Genomic DNA, 15,935 nt, shown 5'->3' on the forward strand with positions numbered 1-15,935 from the left:
CTTTCTTGTGTTAATTTATATACAACACTAGTAATCTCTTTTCATACTGATAACAATCCAACAAGGACATCAGGATGAAACAAACATAAGATTTGCACGGTTGTGGCAAATTTATGTTGACCAATACTAACAGTATCCAAGGGAGTGAACACATTGGAATATGTAATTGAGATGCTTGGAATCCGTAAGCAATTTGGGGATTTTGTAGCCAATGATAACATCACCCTTCAACTTAAAAAAGGCGAGATTCATGCGCTGCTTGGTGAAAATGGTGCAGGGAAATCTACGTTGATGAATGTCCTGTTTGGGTTATATCAGCCTGAAGCCGGAAAAATCCGTGTTCATGGGAAAGATGTAAAAATAACGGACCCGAATGTAGCCAATAAGCTTGGCATCGGAATGGTGCATCAACACTTTATGCTAGTTGAAAATTTCACGGTGACGGAAAATATCATTCTTGGTAGTGAACCTACGAAGATGGGAACAATCAACATTAAAGACGCAGCAAAGAAAGTGCAAACACTTTCTGAACAATACGGCTTGAATGTTGATCCATACGCAAAAATCGAGGATATTTCGGTTGGGATGCAACAGCGTGTAGAGATATTGAAAACGCTTTATCGTGGTGCAGATATCATCATTTTCGATGAGCCGACTGCTTCATTGACTCCTCAAGAGATTACAGAATTGATGCAAATTATGAAACGTTTAATTGAAGAGGGTAAATCCATCATCTTGATTACACATAAATTAAACGAAATCATGGAAGTGTCTGACCAAGTAACCGTTATTCGTAAAGGTAAAGGGATTGGAACAGTCACAACCTCAGAAACGAATCCAACAGAACTTGCTGAGCTAATGGTAGGTCGTCAAGTTGTGTTCAAAACTGAAAAAATCGCTTCTAATCCAAAAGAAGTAGTTCTTCAGATTGATTCACTGACAGTGGCAGACAACCGAGGAATTGATAAAGTGAAAAACCTTAACCTGACAGTTCGTGCCGGTGAAATTGTAGGGATAGCAGGGATTGACGGTAATGGTCAATCTGAACTGATCGAGGCGATAACGGGTCTTCGTAAAGTGAAAAACGGTAATATTAAATTAAATGGCAAGGAAATCACGGGTTTAAAACCTAGAAAAATTACTGAATCGGGCGTAGGCCATATTCCTCAAGACCGTCATAAGCATGGACTGGTTCTTGATTTCCCGATCGGGCATAATATTGCATTGCAAACGTATTACAACAAACCGATTTCTAAAAATGGCGTTATTGATTATAAGAAAGTTAATGAATTTGCTCGCCAAATCATCGATCAATATGATGTTCGTTCCGGTGAGGGAGAAATGTCACTGGCCCGTTCACTATCGGGCGGTAACCAACAAAAGGCCATTATTGGTCGTGAAGTAGAGCGCAACCCGGATTTATTAATTGCTGCTTTGCCAACTCGAGGACTTGATGTCGGGGCGATTGAGTTTATCCACAAACGCTTGATCGAGCAACGTGATAAAGGAAAAGCAGTCTTATTAATATCATTTGAATTAGATGAAGTAATGAATGTTTCCGATCAAATTGCCGTTATCTATGACGGGTATATTATTGATACTGTAAGCCCTCATGAAACGACTGAGCAGGAACTGGGATTACTTATGGCAGGACAATCGTTGCAAGATAACAAAAAGGTAGGTGGTACTCAGTGAGTAAACGACTAGTAAATATACTCGTTCCACTTATCTCGATTCTTTTAGGTTTAATCATTGGTGCTATCGTTATGGCAGTTAGTGGATTTAATCCAATTGATGGATATGTGGCACTTTGGAACGGTATCTTTATGGATACTTATACAATGGGTGAAACGGTTCGCCAAATCACACCTTATATATTCTCCGGTTTGGCTGTTGCATTTGCTTTCCGCACAGGACTATTCAACATCGGGGTAGAGGGTCAGTTGATTATGGGCTGGCTTGCAGCTGCCTGGGTTGGACAAGCTTTTGAATTACCAGCAGTAATACATGTACCAGTGGCACTAATCGCAGCGGCAGCAGCAGGTGCTTTATGGGCATTCATTCCTGGTTTATTGAAAGCGAAGTTGCAAGTTCACGAAGTTATCGTAACAATCATGATGAACTACACGGCATTACATGTTGTAAACGCATTGATCGGTGTCATTTCAGGTGGCGAAGAGCGTACAGAAAAAATTCACGAATCTGCATCATTGCGTTCCGATTTCTTGGAAACAATCACGGATTATTCCCGTATGCACTGGGGTTTCCTGATTGCACTATTGGCAGTAGTAATCATGTGGTTTATTCTTCAAAAAACAACGCTTGGCTATGAGTTGAAAGCGGTTGGTTTCAATAAAAACGCATCCGAATACGCAGGGATGAATGTAAATAAAAACATAATTTTAGCCATGGTTATTTCTGGTGCTTTCGCCGGACTTGGTGGTGCGATGGAAGCGCTGGGGACGTTTGAAAATATGTCGAAACTACATGCCTCAACGGGGATTGGATTTGACGGGATAGCTGTTGCCTTACTTGGGGCAAATCAACCATTTGGAGTACTACTAGGAGCAATTCTATTTGGTGCATTGAAGAATGGTGGATTAAATATGCCGAGTGAAGCAGGCGTACCTACAGAAATCGTTTCGATTGTTATTGCGCTCATTATCTTCTTTGTAGCTTCAGGCTATATTATCCGAGTGGCGCTAGAACGTTTTGGTAAAAAGAGAAAGGAGGAAAAATAACATGAGCTTTTTAGAATTGCTATATTTTATTATTCCTTCTGCCATCTTCTATGCAGCGCCATTAATTTTAACGGCAATCGGTGGGGTATTCACTGAGAGATCAGGGGTTGTAAACATTGGTCTTGAAGGGATAATGATTGTTGGTGCAGCAAGCAGTATCATTTTCAACTTAACATTTGCCGGTCAGCTTGGGGATGCAACACCTTGGTTAGGATTACTTGTCGCAATGGTGTTCGGTATCCTGATCTCGTTGATACTCGCTGTCGCTGCAGTATCATTGCGTGCAGACCAAACGGTTTCCGGGGTTGCCCTTAATATGTTGGGCCTTGCCGTCGCGGTATTTATTGTAAAAATGATTTATGATAAAGGGCAAACCGATTCAATTACTGAACGTTTCTCACGTTTTGATATACCACTATTAAGTGATATTCCTATCATCGGGAAGATGTTCTTTGTGGACGTATATGCAACTTCTATTTTAGCGATAGCTGTTGCCATAATAGCTTGGTATGTAATTTATAAAACTCCTTTTGGCTTACGACTAAGATCAGTAGGGGAACATCCAATGGCTGCGGACACAATGGGTGTAAATGTAACGAAAATGCGCTATGTCGCAGTTATGATTTCCGGGGCACTAGGTGGTATCGGTGGTGCGATATATGCACAAGCAATCTCTGGCAACTTCGGTGCTTCCACAATAAGTGGTCAAGGCTTCATGGCCATTGCAGCAATGATTTTCGGTAAGTGGCATCCACTAGGTGCACTAGGAGCAGCCCTATTCTTCGGATTTGCGCAAGCATTAAGTGTGGTTGGTGGATCGATTCCATATGTACAGGACGTTCCGGATATCTTCTTGCTCATCTTGCCTTACGTCTTAACTGTCCTGGCTTTGGCTGGATTCATCGGAAAAGCCCATGCTCCAAAAGCAAGTGGTGTACCTTACATTAAAGGCAAACGCTAAACTGTAATGCGAATATGCAGCGCCTTCTCTTATCTAAAGGGAAGGCGTTTTTCTTGCCTAGTAAGAGCTAAGTGGGGCGGTTAAGCGTGAAAATTCCCATACGTTTGGAGTATTACCTGGAGAAAATATGGCACAAACAAAAGCTCGAAGAAGATGTTTCTCAAAAATCGCGCCACTTTCATGAATTAAACCCGCATTCAAGGGTAAAATGAATAAATGGATAATGTAGATTAGAAACAAATTGGATTATTTTTGCATATTCACCAATTCTACATGTATAGTAGTATTATCTCTGTTTTTCTGGTCCCATGAAGATTTTCGAAGACCACAACCAAGTTAATAAACAGTCAGTGTATTTACAGTGGCCACTGAGATGATAGGAGGAGTTTTTTTGTTTTTATCGACACAGTTAGCTGAAGGTGTGAATCTGCATATTCGACAAACTACACAATTTAAAACTGTGAGTTTTTCAATAAAATTTAGAGCACCATTAAATCAACAAACGGCTGCAGAACGTGCAGTTTTATCAAATGTTCTTCAGCATAGTAATGGAAAGTTCAAAAAATCGGCCGAATTTAGAAGCTATCTAGATGATTTATTTGGTACGGTATTATATTTTGATGCGTCAAAACGTGGAAATGAGCATACGCTTCTATTAAATGTTGAAACTGTCAATGATCAATATCTTCAACAAAACCAAGTATTTAATGAAGTGTTGGAGCTTATTAATACAGCGATTTTGGAACCAAATTTTGATAACGGTGCTTTTGTACCATCAATAGTGGAACGTGAAAAGGAAATGGTCACACAACGTATTCAATCCATTTTTGATGATAAAACGCGTTATGCTCAGCATCGTTTAACACAGATAATACGGCCAAATCATCCTGCATCGATTTCGGCAAACGGTACGATCGATACAGTGAAGCAAATCACGCCTGAGTCATTAACAAAGGCTTATGAGACGATGATCCACGAAGATAAAGTCGATATTTATGTTGTTGGGGATATCGATGTGGAAGCCGTGCAGAAAAAACTAACGGAAGCCCTTCCTTTTAAAGACCGGACGCCAAAAAAATTGGAACAGGATTCGAACGAATCAAAACCAGAAAAAGACTATACAAAAGAGCAGCAAGATATGAAACAAGGGAAACTCCATATCGGGTTTAGTACGCCAGTACGTTTCGGTGATGAGGACTATGCGAAAATGCAGATTTTTAATGGCGTCTTCGGTGGGTATGCCCACTCCAAACTATTCATGAATGTCCGTGAAAAAGAAAGCTTGGCATACTATGCATCCAGTTCTTATAATTCCCAGTACGGCCTCGTTTATGTTGTGTCGGGCATTGAGCCTTCCAACGAAAAGAAGGCCATCGACGTAATAAATGAACAATTAGATGCGATGAAAAATGGAGAAATAACAGATTTGGAACTTTCCCAAACAAAAGCGATGCTAGTAAACCAACTGAAAGAAACACTTGATCTCGCACGTGGGCAAATAGAGATTTTTGATCAATATAAAAACTTGGATGAAACGTTCTCGGTAGATATCTGGAAGGAACGTTGGGATCAGGTTACAAAAGAAGATGTGCAAGAAATGGCTTCTCAAATACAATTGGAAGCAATCTATTTCTTATGCGGGAAGGAGGCCTAAATCGTCATGAAAACGATTGAATTTAAACAGTTAGATGAAACTTTATTCTATAAAAAATTATCAAATGGTTTGGATGTATATATTTTACCAAAAAAAGGTTTTTCAAAAACGTTTGTGACATTCACGACGAAATACGGCTCCATTGATCGTACATTTGTGCCACTTGGAGAATCGGAAGCTATCACGGTTCCTGATGGGATTGCACATTTCCTGGAGCATAAGATGTTCGAAAAAGAAGATGGGGATGTATTCCAGCAGTTTAGTGAAGCGGGAGCCTCTGCAAATGCCTTTACTTCCTTTACTCGTACAGCTTATTTGTTCTCGGCGACAGACCATATCTATAAAAGTACCGAGACTTTGCTTAATTTTGTTCAAGAGCCTTATTTTACTGACAAAACAGTCGAAAAGGAAAAGGGGATTATCGGGCAGGAAATTACGATGTATGATGACCAGGCAGATTGGCGCCTGTATTTCGGTGCGATTGAAAATATGTATCATAACCATCCCGTGAAAATCGACATCGCGGGAACAATCGAATCGATCGACAAAATTACAGCAGATCATTTATACACATGCTATAACACGTTCTATCACCCATCGAACATGTTATTATTTGTAGTCGGTGCAATTGACCCAACTGAGATGATGGCATTTATCGAAGAGAACCAGAAGAAAAAGGAATTCCCTGAACCAACGCAAATCGAACGTCAATTCGAAGAGGAACCGACGGAAGTGGCGATTGCAATGCGCGAATTAAAGATGGATGTTCAAAAACCGAAAGTATATGTCGGTTTAAAAGCGAAAGAAACAAATTTAAGTGGGGAAGAAATGTTGAAACACGAGCTGTCTGTTCAGATTGCCTTGGAGTGTTTGTATGGTAGAGCTTCCAATTTCTATACTGATGTATATGAAAATGGCTTGATTGATGAATCGTTCGCTTATGATTTTTCGCTTGAAAAGGGATATGGTTTTGCCCTGATCGGTTCAGATTCCAGTGAACCAGATCAATTGGCCGAAAAAATTAAAGAAGTCATCAATAACGCCGAAAGTTTACTGAGTTCAGATGGTATAGAACGTGTGAAACGAAAAAAAATAGGCTTCTATTTAAGAGCATTAAATTCCATGGAATTCATCGCGAACCAATTCACGCGTTATGAATTCAATGAAATGAACCTATTCGATGCTGTTCCTGTCATTGAAAAATTAACATTGAAAGATGTTGTCGAAGCTCTGAAAACAATTCAGGGGGAAACACAACAAACCGTATTCAAAGTGCTGCCATCAAGCGAGCGTGCGCAGTAAATGAAAAAATTCGCACTTGTGGTAGGAGCATCCGGTGCGATAGGAAATGCAATAGCAAGGCGGCTGGCATCTGACGGTTGGTCGCTCTATTTGCATTTTAACCAAGGTCAATCCCGGGTGGAACAGTTGGCATCAGAGTTGATGAATGAGTATGCAGGTCAAGAATTTTTAGTCGTACAAGCAGACTTTGCGAGTGAGGATGGCGCTGATAGTTTAGCCCCGCAAATCTATTCACTCAGTGCAATTGTTTTTGCCGGGGGCCATAGTTTTTATGGACTGATTGAAGATACACCAGTGGAGGAAATGAGCAAGCTGTGGAAGGTTCATGTACAGAATCCGATGAGATTGCTTGCACTTCTTTCTTTAAAGCTCAGACAAAATGAGAAGAGCCATGTATTATTCATTGGATCCATATGGGGAGAAGCGGGTGCCGCTTATGAGGCGGCTTATAGTGCAGTTAAGGGAGCGCAACACGCCTTCGTGAAATCCTATGCAAAGGAAGTTGCCTACAATCATATTCTTGTTAATGCGATAGCCCCAGGATTAATCGATACATCAATGAATAAGCATTTAAATGAAGAGGAGAAACAAGCATTATTTGAGGAAATCCCTCTGGCTAGGGCTGGGAAAGTAGAAGATGTCGCAAACCTTGCCAGTTTTTATTTAAGTGGTCAAGCAAATTATGTAACAGGACAAATTATCAGAATTAATGGTGGATGGTACATATAAATTCCAAACTTGCACATAATAATTGTGCAAAGGAGGAGAGAAACATGGCGCTATTAGAAAACTGGGAAAAATGGACATCATTTTTAGGTGAACAAGTCACAGAAGCTAAAGAACACGGAATGTCTAAAAAAATGATTGAAAAATCAGCTGTACAAATCGGTGATTATTTAGCTAAAAATGTAGATCCTAAAAACGAACAAGAACGCGTACTGGCAGATCTTTGGGCAGTTGCAGATGGCGAAGAAAAGCACGCGCTTGCAAACTGCATCATCAAACTAGTGCAAAGCCATCGCGTACAGTAGTATCCACTCTTAATGCCGAATGGCTTATAAAGTAGCTGCTTTACAAGGGATAACTGTTGGTAGCTGCTTTCTTTCATTAAAAAATATATCATAGAACAAATTTATCGTTTCATCTAATCTTCTAACTACTCTTTAAGGAGGCTTGTCCTCCTTTCTTTTCTATATTATCGATGAAACCGAGACTACAAACTCATGAATTAATTAACCTTAAACCAAACTACATTATTTAAAATGCGGGAGTTAATTTTTGCTGCGTGTCATTTTTTTACCTTTTAATGATAAAATTTGATAATTTGGGTGAAAAACGGCTGTTTCTAACTTTTCAATACATATAAAATCCGCTATGATGAAACTTATAGGAAAAATTTTCGTTTCGTTAGTAGGGGGACGTTTTTTATGGGCGAATGGTACTTTGAATATGAAATCCAAGTGAATCGTCCGGGTTTATTAGGTGATATTGCATCACTCCTGGGAATGTTACGTGTTAACATTGTTTCAATTAATGGTGTAGATGAAGGACGACGGGGAATGCTATTAAAAACAGAGAATGATGAATCCATTCGACGTTTTATATCGATTGTTTCGACAATGGAGAACATCAATGTGACGAAATTCCGCGAACCAAAAGTACGAGATCGTCTTGCTGTACGACATGGTCATTATATTGAACGCGATGCGGACGAAAAAAATACATTCCGCTTTGTAAGGGATGAACTCGGAATTCTAGTTGATTTCATGGCAGAATTATTTAAAAAAGAAGGCCATAAATTAATTGGAATCCGTGGAATGCCTAGGGTGGGCAAAACAGAATCCGTTGTGGCGGCCAGTGTTTGCGCAAATAAAAAATGGCTGTTTCTGTCATCGACCATGATTAAACAAACGATTCGCCACCAATTAATGGGTGATGAGTTTAATGAAAATAATATCTTTATCCTGGATGGAGCAGTAACACGAAGATCGACAGATGAGCGGCACCAGCAACTAGTTCGGGAAATGATGCGTGTACCGGCAATCAAGGTAGTCGAACATCCCGATTTGTTTGTTCAGCATTCAGAATATAAAATCGAGGATTTTGACTATATTATTGAACTCCGTCATCATCCAGACGAAGTGATTACGTATGAGATTATTGAAAGAAATGAAATGATGTCTCAAAACGACCATTTTGGTGGTTTTGGTGGTGGCTTTAATTTCTAAACACCAAAATACGTTAGCGTGATCAGTTTTTGTACAATTGGATATTAAACATGAAAGACCCGCAAATTGTGGCATGAACTCCTGGAAAAGTCACACATTTTAAAATGAATTGCTTTCACATCCATATTAAAATCGTGGACGACAAAATCCCCGAGTTGAAATGATAAAAAAAAGTAGGTGTTATGGTTGACTGAACTCGGAACTCGCCTTAAAGAAGCGAGGTTATCTAAAGGATATAGTTTGGATGATCTTCAAGAAATTACTAAAATACAAAAAAGATATCTAGTTGGGATTGAAGAAGGTAATTATTCAATCATGCCTGGTACATTTTATGTACGGGCATTTATAAAACAGTATGCAGAAGCAGTTGGGCTGGATGCAGATGAAATCCTTGACGAATTCAAAAAAGAAATTCCTCATCAGCAAAAGGAGGAAGTGGCTCAATCGATTTCACAGAGTCCTTCGCGGCGTAAGCTGAACACGCGTTCGACCAATCGTTTACTAGAAACGATGCCAAAAATCATTGTTGGGTTATTCATTGTGGTTAGTTTAGTGGCATTTTGGTTTTTATACCAAAAAAAGATGGCTTCCGATCTACCGGAGGAAGTAGAAGAAGATACGGCTGTTGAGTACGAACAAGTACCGCCGCCAACTGAACCTGCTGCTGGTGGGGAAGAAAAGCCTGCAGAGGAAGCAGAGGAACCAGTGGAGGAAGAAGTGGTAGAAGAACCGACTCCGACTCAAACTATCTCTCAAGGTGTCGCAGATGGTGAAACAACATCTTATACACTATCTGGAACAAATGCGATGAATATACGGATTGAAGTTTCAGGAGATACATGGGTGGGTATCCGTAATGCAGAGGGCAGCGAGCAAGTAGAAGATCGTGTATATACTGCAGGGGAAGTGGTGCAATTCGATGCCACTGCGAATGCATATGCTCGTATCCGCCTAGGAAATGCAAATAATACAAAAGTATTTATTAACGATGAACCACTTCAATTTGTACAAACAATTACAACTCAAAATATTATCATTACATTACAACCAGAAGAATAGTCATCGTTACGATGGCTATTTTTCACAAGTTTTAGCAATTATAAAGATAATCGAAGAAGCTCGGTGGGAAATATACTCATGTCGCGATAAGCGTCTCACCAAATGTTTCACTTTATTTCGAATGAAAGGTGTTAGCAAATGAATATACCGAATAAGATTACAGTCTCAAGAATACTACTAATTCCGGTCTTTGTGATTGTAATACTATTTGACTTTGGATGGGGAAATATGAATTTCCTGGGGGCAGAAATGCCGGTCAATCACTTTGTAGCGGGGTTGATTTTTATCATCGCATCTTGTACGGATTGGGTCGATGGATATTATGCACGTAAATACAACCTGGTTACGAACTTAGGGAAGTTCCTTGACCCATTGGCGGACAAGCTCTTGGTAGCTGCTGCTTTTATTGTCTTAGTGGAGCTTGGCATGGCCCCATCTTGGATTATAATTATAATTTTGAGCCGTGAATTTGCGGTTACGGGGCTGCGTGCGATACTGGCTGGCGAAGGTGAAATTGTCGCTGCAAGCCAACTAGGGAAAATTAAAACTTGGGCACAAATTGTTGCCATATCGGCACTTATTCTCCATAATACTATTTTTGCCTTGATCAATATACCATTTGATATGATTGCTCTTTATATCGCACTCATCTTTACGGTGTGGTCCGGTTGGGAATATTTCTATCTAAATCGACGTGTATTTGTAAACTCTAAATAAGGGGGCGAACTAAATGAATGCTGAGATCATTGCTGTTGGCTCCGAGTTGCTTCTTGGGCAAATTGCCAATACAAATGCAAAATTTATCTCCACACAATTGTCCGAACTCGGTATCAATGTTTTTTATCATACAGTTGTGGGGGATAATGCAGATCGCTTAAAAAGTGCAATTGAGATTGCAGAATCTCGCGCAGATTTGATCATCTTTTCCGGAGGTCTTGGACCGACAAAAGATGATTTGACTAAAGAAACGATTGCAGGGCATCTCGGTCTGCCTTTAGTATTTGATGAAATGGCATTATCATTTATCGAGCAATTTTTTGCTGCCCGAGGTCGTGGGATGACCGAAAACAATCGTAAACAGGCATTAATCCTGCAAGGTAGTGAGGTTCTGGCAAATCACCATGGCATGGCCCCGGGAATGCTTCTGGAGAAAAATGGACTTACATATATATTGCTCCCCGGGCCACCGAAGGAGCTTGAACCAATGTTCCAATTTGAAGCAAAGCCTAAACTCGCTGCACTTTTGAATGTGGGTAGAGTGATTCAATCCCATGTACTGCGTTTTTATGGTATTGGGGAAGCCGAGCTCGAGGTGCGAATCCAAAATATATTGGATAACCAAACAAACCCAACCGTGGCACCACTTGCCAGTGATGGAGAAGTTACACTTCGAATTACTGCAGGGGCACAAAACGTTGAGGAAGCTTGGAAGCTCATTAAAGAGAAAGAAGAAGAAATACTGGCTATTGTCGGTGAGTACCACTATGGCTATAATGATGATTCATTGGCATCCAAATTGGTGGAAATGCTCATGCATAACAATTTGACAATATCAGCTGCAGAGAGCTTGACAGCCGGCCTATTTCAATCCGAGCTTGCTGAAGTTCCGGGTGTGGGTGCCAGCTTGGTGGGTGGAGTGATTACTTATACACCGGAAGCTAAAATGAATCAGCTTGGGATTGAAAAATCATTGTTGGATAATTTCGGAATTGTAAGCAGTGAATGTGCTGGTGCAATGGCTCGTAAAGTACGTGAAAAGTTTGGCACTGATATAGGGGTTGGCTTGACAGGTGCAGCAGGACCGGATCCTCATGATGGACAAGCACCAGGAACAATCTGGATCGGTTTTAGCATCGGTGATTCGGATTACACCCACAAGCTTCAACTGCAAGGAATGCGTAATACGAATCGCATTCGCAGTGTGAAATTTGCGTGCAGCTATCTATTGCGCCTCCTTGTTGAAAAAGGCTACAGAAAGATATAATTTAATAGAGTAGTAGAATTGCTTTCTAGAAACGCTGCTACAAAAAGCTTTTTGAAATGAATGTTTCAGTTTTGAAAATTTGGGCTACAAAAAAATAGCTCAAATTTTTATTTTGCCCTAAAAACGAAAATATGTTCGCTTTTTTCTTGAAACTTGTCTCAAAAAGAAGTATAGTAGAGACATAAGAACAAGACAATAAAGAATTTAAGCTTTTATATATAAGGAGGAAATATTTTGAGTAATGATCGTAAAGCGGCCTTAGATATGGCGTTAAAGCAAATTGAAAAGCAATTCGGTAAAGGCTCTGTTATGAAGTTGGGTGAGCAATCGGATCGTCAAATGGAGACTTCTTCAAGTGGATCGCTAGCAATTGATGCAGCATTAGGTGTTGGTGGTTATCCGAGAGGGCGTATCGTAGAAATCTACGGTCCAGAATCTTCAGGTAAGACAACTGTAGCGTTACATGCAATCGCTGAAATCCAAGCAAAAGGTGGACAAGCAGCATTTATCGATGCAGAGCATGCACTAGATCCAGTTTATGCACAAAAGTTAGGTGTTAACATTGATGAGTTGCTCCTTTCTCAACCAGATACTGGTGAACAAGCATTAGAAATTGCTGAAGCATTAGTACGTAGTGGTGCAATCGACATTATCGTAATCGACTCAGTCGCTGCCCTGGTGCCAAAAGCCGAGATTGAAGGTGAAATGGGTGACTCTCACATGGGTCTTCAAGCCCGTTTAATGTCTCAAGCATTACGTAAATTATCAGGAATTATTAATAAATCTAATACATTAGCAATCTTTATCAACCAAGTACGTGAAAAAATCGGTGTTATGTTCGGTAACCCTGAAACAACTACTGGTGGACGTGCGCTTAAATTCTATGCGTCAATTCGACTTGAAGTTCGTCGTGCTGAAACGATCAAGCAAGGAACTGAAATGATCGGGAACAAAACAAAAATTAAAGTCGTGAAAAACAAAGTTGCACCTCCATTCCGTACGGCAGAGGTAGACATTATGTATGGTGAAGGGATTTCAAAAGAAGGAGAAATCGTTGACATAGGTGCTGAACTAGACATCATCCAAAAAAGCGGATCATGGTATGCTTATGATGGTGAACGCATTGGACAAGGCAGAGAAAATGCAAAAGCCTTCTTAAAAGCAAATCCTGAAATTCGTGAAAAAGTGTCTAACCAAATTCGTGAATCTTACGGCATGACAGCCAACTCCTACACAATTGGTGCTCATGACGAGGAAGAAGAAATAGACAAAGAACTAGCATTGTTACTAGACGAAGAATAGGATATTCAAAACAAGCCCGTCCCAACATCTTGGGGCGGGCTTGCTGTTGTGTGTATAAAAAGAATGATAGAGTAAACTGAGAGAAAGTAACAGTAGAGAGCTATCCAATAGATAAAATTGAAGTTGTGAAAATTAGGGAAACTAAAGCATCTTGTTTCAAGTAAAAATCATTGAATTTTTTTTGAATGGGAAGAACTGAGGCCTCGGGTGGATCGGGAACTGAAGAAATCCATTCAGGAAGCCTCCAATATTACGAAAAGAGGAGCTTTTTGGATTTATGTGAACTTCGAGATATTCATTGTATTATTCCCAAGCATCAAGCAAATATACATAAATTTTCTCAAAATGAATAGATGGAATTAATTTTGCCAATAATAGTTAGAAATATCTTTTTTATTAGATATTTTAAAAAACTATGTAAACCGTTAGACTCTCACAATTATCAAAATAATAATTCTAAAGACTTATAAGCTGTTTGTCCGCTACTTCAAACAGCTTACATTAATTGGGCACATCTCGTGGGAATCCTTGACATTACTAGGTTGGAGCTATACAATTAAAATTGTATAATTTCTAAATTTTGAAATGAAATAGGCAGTATGTTGAAAGCGTAAGTTTTGTTAACAATAGATTATCAAATCATAAAGAATTTGGTATATTGAAAAACTTTAGTCAATATATGGGCCGACTGAAAATGAAACGAATATAGCAAGAGGAGGTGTTCGAATGATGGAATACATTATCTCCGCTTTGCTTGGACTCATCGTCGGTGGCGCTGTTATCTATTTCTATATGAAAAAAGTGAACGAATCCAAAGTAAATGGTGCGAAAAATTCAGCTGAGCTAATCATTGATGAAGCTAAGCGAGAAGCGGAAGCGCTGAAAAAAGAAGCACTACTTGAAGCCAAAGATGAAACTCACAAAATTCGAACTGAAGCAGAAAAAGACATCCGTGAACGCCGGGCAGAGCTTCAGAAACAAGAAAACCGGTTATTGCAAAGAGAAGAAAATCTTGATCGCAAGGATGATGCTCTGAACAAGAGAGAATCAGGCTTAGAGCGAAAAGAAGAGGCTCTAACTGAGAGACAACAGCATATTGAACAGATGGAAAGTAAAGTGGAAGAGCTAGTACGCGAGCAAACGTCGGAGCTTGAACGTATCGCTGCCTTGACTCGTGAAGAAGCGAAAGGAATCATCTTAAAAGAAGTTGAAAATGAACTTTCGACTGATATCGCAGTGATGACGAAAGAAGCAGAAACACGTGCAAAAGAAGAATCTGACAAAAAGGCTCGTGAGATATTATCACTTGCACTACAACGTTTTGCAGCAGATCACGTTGCTGAAACAACAGTGTCTGTTGTAAACTTGCCGAATGACGAAATGAAAGGCCGTATTATCGGTCGAGAAGGACGTAATATTCGAACACTGGAAACGCTGACTGGTATTGATTTAATTATTGATGATACACCAGAAGCAGTAATCCTGTCCGGCTTTGATCCTATCCGTCGTGAAACTGCGCGTCTTGCCCTTGAAAAACTAGTACAAGATGGAAGAATCCACCCAGCACGAATTGAAGAAATGGTGGAGAAATCACGTCGCGAAATGGACGAGCAAATCCGTGAAACTGGTGAACAAACTACTTTCGAGGTAGGTATTCACAACTTACATCCAGACTTAATGAAAATTCTTGGTCGCATGAAATATCGTACAAGCTATGGTCAAAACGTGCTGAAACATTCAATTGAAGTTGCACATTTGTCAGGACTTCTAGCGGCAGAGCTAGGGGAAGATGTGACGCTAGCGAGACGTGCTGGATTGCTTCATGACATCGGGAAAGCCATCGATCATGAAGTTGAAGGTAGTCACGTTGAAATTGGTGTAGAACTTGCCACTAAGTATAAAGAGCATCCTGTAGTTATTAACAGTATTGCTTCTCACCATGGTGACACGGAGGCAACCTCGGTCATCGCAGTAATTGTTGCGGCTGCAGATGCCTTATCAGCAGCAAGACCTGGTGCACGTAGTGAAACACTTGAAAACTATATCCGTCGACTAGAAAAACTGGAAGAGATTTCAGAAAGTTACGATGGAGTAGAAAAATCGTTCGCCATTCAAGCAGGTCGTGAAATTCGTATCATCGTTCAACCGGAGAAAATTGATGATTTAGCTTCACATCGTTTAGCAAGAGACATCCGCAAACGAATTGAAGAGGAACTTGATTATCCGGGGCACATTAAAGTAACGGTAATTCGCGAAACACGCGCAGTAGAATACGCAAAATAGAACATTCACAGCTTGTAGACAATGTAATTTTGTCTACAAGCTTTTTTATTTTCTTCAGAGTGTTTATTAAGAAGCATTCTATCTTTAGATGGTCATTTTTAATGCCAAGACCTACATTGACAGATGACTCATTTAGTAAGAATACGGTTGTAATTATACCCGGCTTCTAAGAGCAATCTGCATCGGTTAAAATTGTGTCATAGTTTCATTGTGGTTTTTGGTGTGGCCAGCATACTCAAAGTTGAAACTAGTTAAACCCAAATAGGGATTCAAAAATGTGATTTTTGCATGAGCAAAATCATTTTTTTTTTTGTAAAAGTTATTTTAAGAAACAAAACTACTAATTTGAAATTAGGAATATAAAACTAGTTTTTTGAGTATATGTCGTGGGTACATGAAGAGAGGTTGCGATATTTCTAAA

Annotated in this window: 13 protein-coding genes; all 13 read left to right on the forward strand. The window is 39.8% G+C overall.

Annotated features, from left to right (window positions below):
- The first annotated feature begins 153 nt into the window (after nucleotides 1-153).
- The 13 genes from CD33_RS17445 to rny all read left to right on the forward strand — a co-directional run bounded on the left by CD33_RS17445 (nucleotide 154) and on the right by rny (nucleotide 15,514).
- Entirely contained in the window at nucleotides 154-1,695 is a 1,542-nt protein-coding gene (locus CD33_RS17445) for an ABC transporter ATP-binding protein (RefSeq protein WP_036203150.1), read from the forward strand.
- Complete coding sequence (locus CD33_RS17450) at nucleotides 1,692-2,741, forward strand: ABC transporter permease (RefSeq protein WP_036203153.1); 1,050 nt, start codon at nucleotides 1,692-1,694, stop codon at nucleotides 2,739-2,741. Before CD33_RS17445 ends, CD33_RS17450 begins: the two co-directional genes overlap by 4 nt.
- 1 nt (nucleotide 2,742) lies before the next feature.
- Nucleotides 2,743-3,702 carry an ABC transporter permease gene (locus CD33_RS17455; RefSeq protein WP_036203155.1) on the forward strand — a complete coding sequence of 320 codons (960 nt, stop codon included), beginning with the start codon at nucleotides 2,743-2,745 and terminating at the stop codon, nucleotides 3,700-3,702.
- A gap of 391 nt (nucleotides 3,703-4,093) precedes the next feature.
- The gene (gene yfmF, locus CD33_RS17460) at nucleotides 4,094-5,356 is read left to right on the forward strand and encodes an EF-P 5-aminopentanol modification-associated protein YfmF (RefSeq protein WP_036203158.1); all 1,263 of its coding nucleotides are present in this window, start codon (nucleotides 4,094-4,096) and stop codon (nucleotides 5,354-5,356) included.
- A 6-nt stretch (nucleotides 5,357-5,362) separates the two neighbouring features.
- Nucleotides 5,363-6,658, forward strand: coding sequence for an EF-P 5-aminopentanol modification-associated protein YfmH (gene yfmH / locus CD33_RS17465; RefSeq protein ID WP_036203161.1), 1,296 nt, complete (start codon nucleotides 5,363-5,365; stop codon nucleotides 6,656-6,658).
- Nucleotides 6,659-7,387, forward strand: coding sequence for an elongation factor P 5-aminopentanone reductase (ymfI, locus tag CD33_RS17470; protein WP_036203165.1), 729 nt, complete (start codon nucleotides 6,659-6,661; stop codon nucleotides 7,385-7,387).
- Between the two features lie 44 nt (nucleotides 7,388-7,431).
- Complete coding sequence (locus CD33_RS17475) at nucleotides 7,432-7,689, forward strand: DUF3243 domain-containing protein (RefSeq protein ID WP_036203168.1); 258 nt, start codon at nucleotides 7,432-7,434, stop codon at nucleotides 7,687-7,689.
- 396 nt (nucleotides 7,690-8,085) lie between these two features.
- Nucleotides 8,086-8,886, forward strand: coding sequence for a DUF3388 domain-containing protein (locus CD33_RS17480; protein WP_036203171.1), 801 nt, complete (start codon nucleotides 8,086-8,088; stop codon nucleotides 8,884-8,886).
- A gap of 177 nt (nucleotides 8,887-9,063) precedes the next feature.
- On the forward strand, nucleotides 9,064-9,945 hold the full coding sequence (locus tag CD33_RS17485) for a helix-turn-helix domain-containing protein (protein WP_309299214.1): 882 nt from the start codon (nucleotides 9,064-9,066) through the stop codon (nucleotides 9,943-9,945).
- 138 nt (nucleotides 9,946-10,083) lie between these two features.
- Nucleotides 10,084-10,662 (forward strand): CDP-diacylglycerol--glycerol-3-phosphate 3-phosphatidyltransferase, encoded by a 579-nt coding sequence (pgsA, locus tag CD33_RS17490; protein WP_036203177.1) that lies wholly within the window; start codon nucleotides 10,084-10,086, stop codon nucleotides 10,660-10,662.
- A 13-nt stretch (nucleotides 10,663-10,675) separates the two neighbouring features.
- Nucleotides 10,676-11,929, forward strand: coding sequence for a competence/damage-inducible protein A (locus CD33_RS17495; protein ID WP_036203180.1), 1,254 nt, complete (start codon nucleotides 10,676-10,678; stop codon nucleotides 11,927-11,929).
- Nucleotides 11,930-12,163: 234 nt separating this feature from the next.
- Entirely contained in the window at nucleotides 12,164-13,231 is a 1,068-nt protein-coding gene (gene recA, locus CD33_RS17500) for a recombinase RecA (RefSeq protein ID WP_309299215.1), read from the forward strand.
- 729 nt (nucleotides 13,232-13,960) lie between these two features.
- Nucleotides 13,961-15,514: a ribonuclease Y gene (rny, locus tag CD33_RS17505; protein ID WP_036204102.1), complete on the forward strand. Its 1,554-nt coding sequence runs from the start codon at nucleotides 13,961-13,963 to the stop codon at nucleotides 15,512-15,514.
- Nucleotides 15,515-15,935 lie beyond the last annotated feature (421 nt).

It is taken from the genome of Ureibacillus sinduriensis BLB-1 = JCM 15800 (genome assembly GCF_000772955.1).
In the GTDB taxonomy this organism is placed as follows: domain Bacteria; phylum Bacillota; class Bacilli; order Bacillales_A; family Planococcaceae; genus Ureibacillus; species Ureibacillus sinduriensis.

Bases quoted from the DNA above. Each gene is read 5' to 3' on its own strand.
- CD33_RS17480 (WP_036203171.1), top strand. From the start codon at position 8,086: ATGGGCGAATGGTACTTTGAATATGAAATCCAAGTGAATCGTCCGGGT.
- pgsA (WP_036203177.1), top strand. From the start codon at position 10,084: ATGAATATACCGAATAAGATTACAGTCTCAAGAATACTACTAATTCCG.
- CD33_RS17455 (WP_036203155.1), top strand. From the start codon at position 2,743: ATGAGCTTTTTAGAATTGCTATATTTTATTATTCCTTCTGCCATCTTC.
- ymfI (WP_036203165.1), top strand. From the start codon at position 6,659: ATGAAAAAATTCGCACTTGTGGTAGGAGCATCCGGTGCGATAGGAAAT.
- CD33_RS17495 (WP_036203180.1), top strand. From the start codon at position 10,676: ATGAATGCTGAGATCATTGCTGTTGGCTCCGAGTTGCTTCTTGGGCAA.
- yfmH (WP_036203161.1), top strand. From the start codon at position 5,363: ATGAAAACGATTGAATTTAAACAGTTAGATGAAACTTTATTCTATAAA.
- CD33_RS17475 (WP_036203168.1), top strand. From the start codon at position 7,432: ATGGCGCTATTAGAAAACTGGGAAAAATGGACATCATTTTTAGGTGAA.
- rny (WP_036204102.1), top strand. From the start codon at position 13,961: ATGGAATACATTATCTCCGCTTTGCTTGGACTCATCGTCGGTGGCGCT.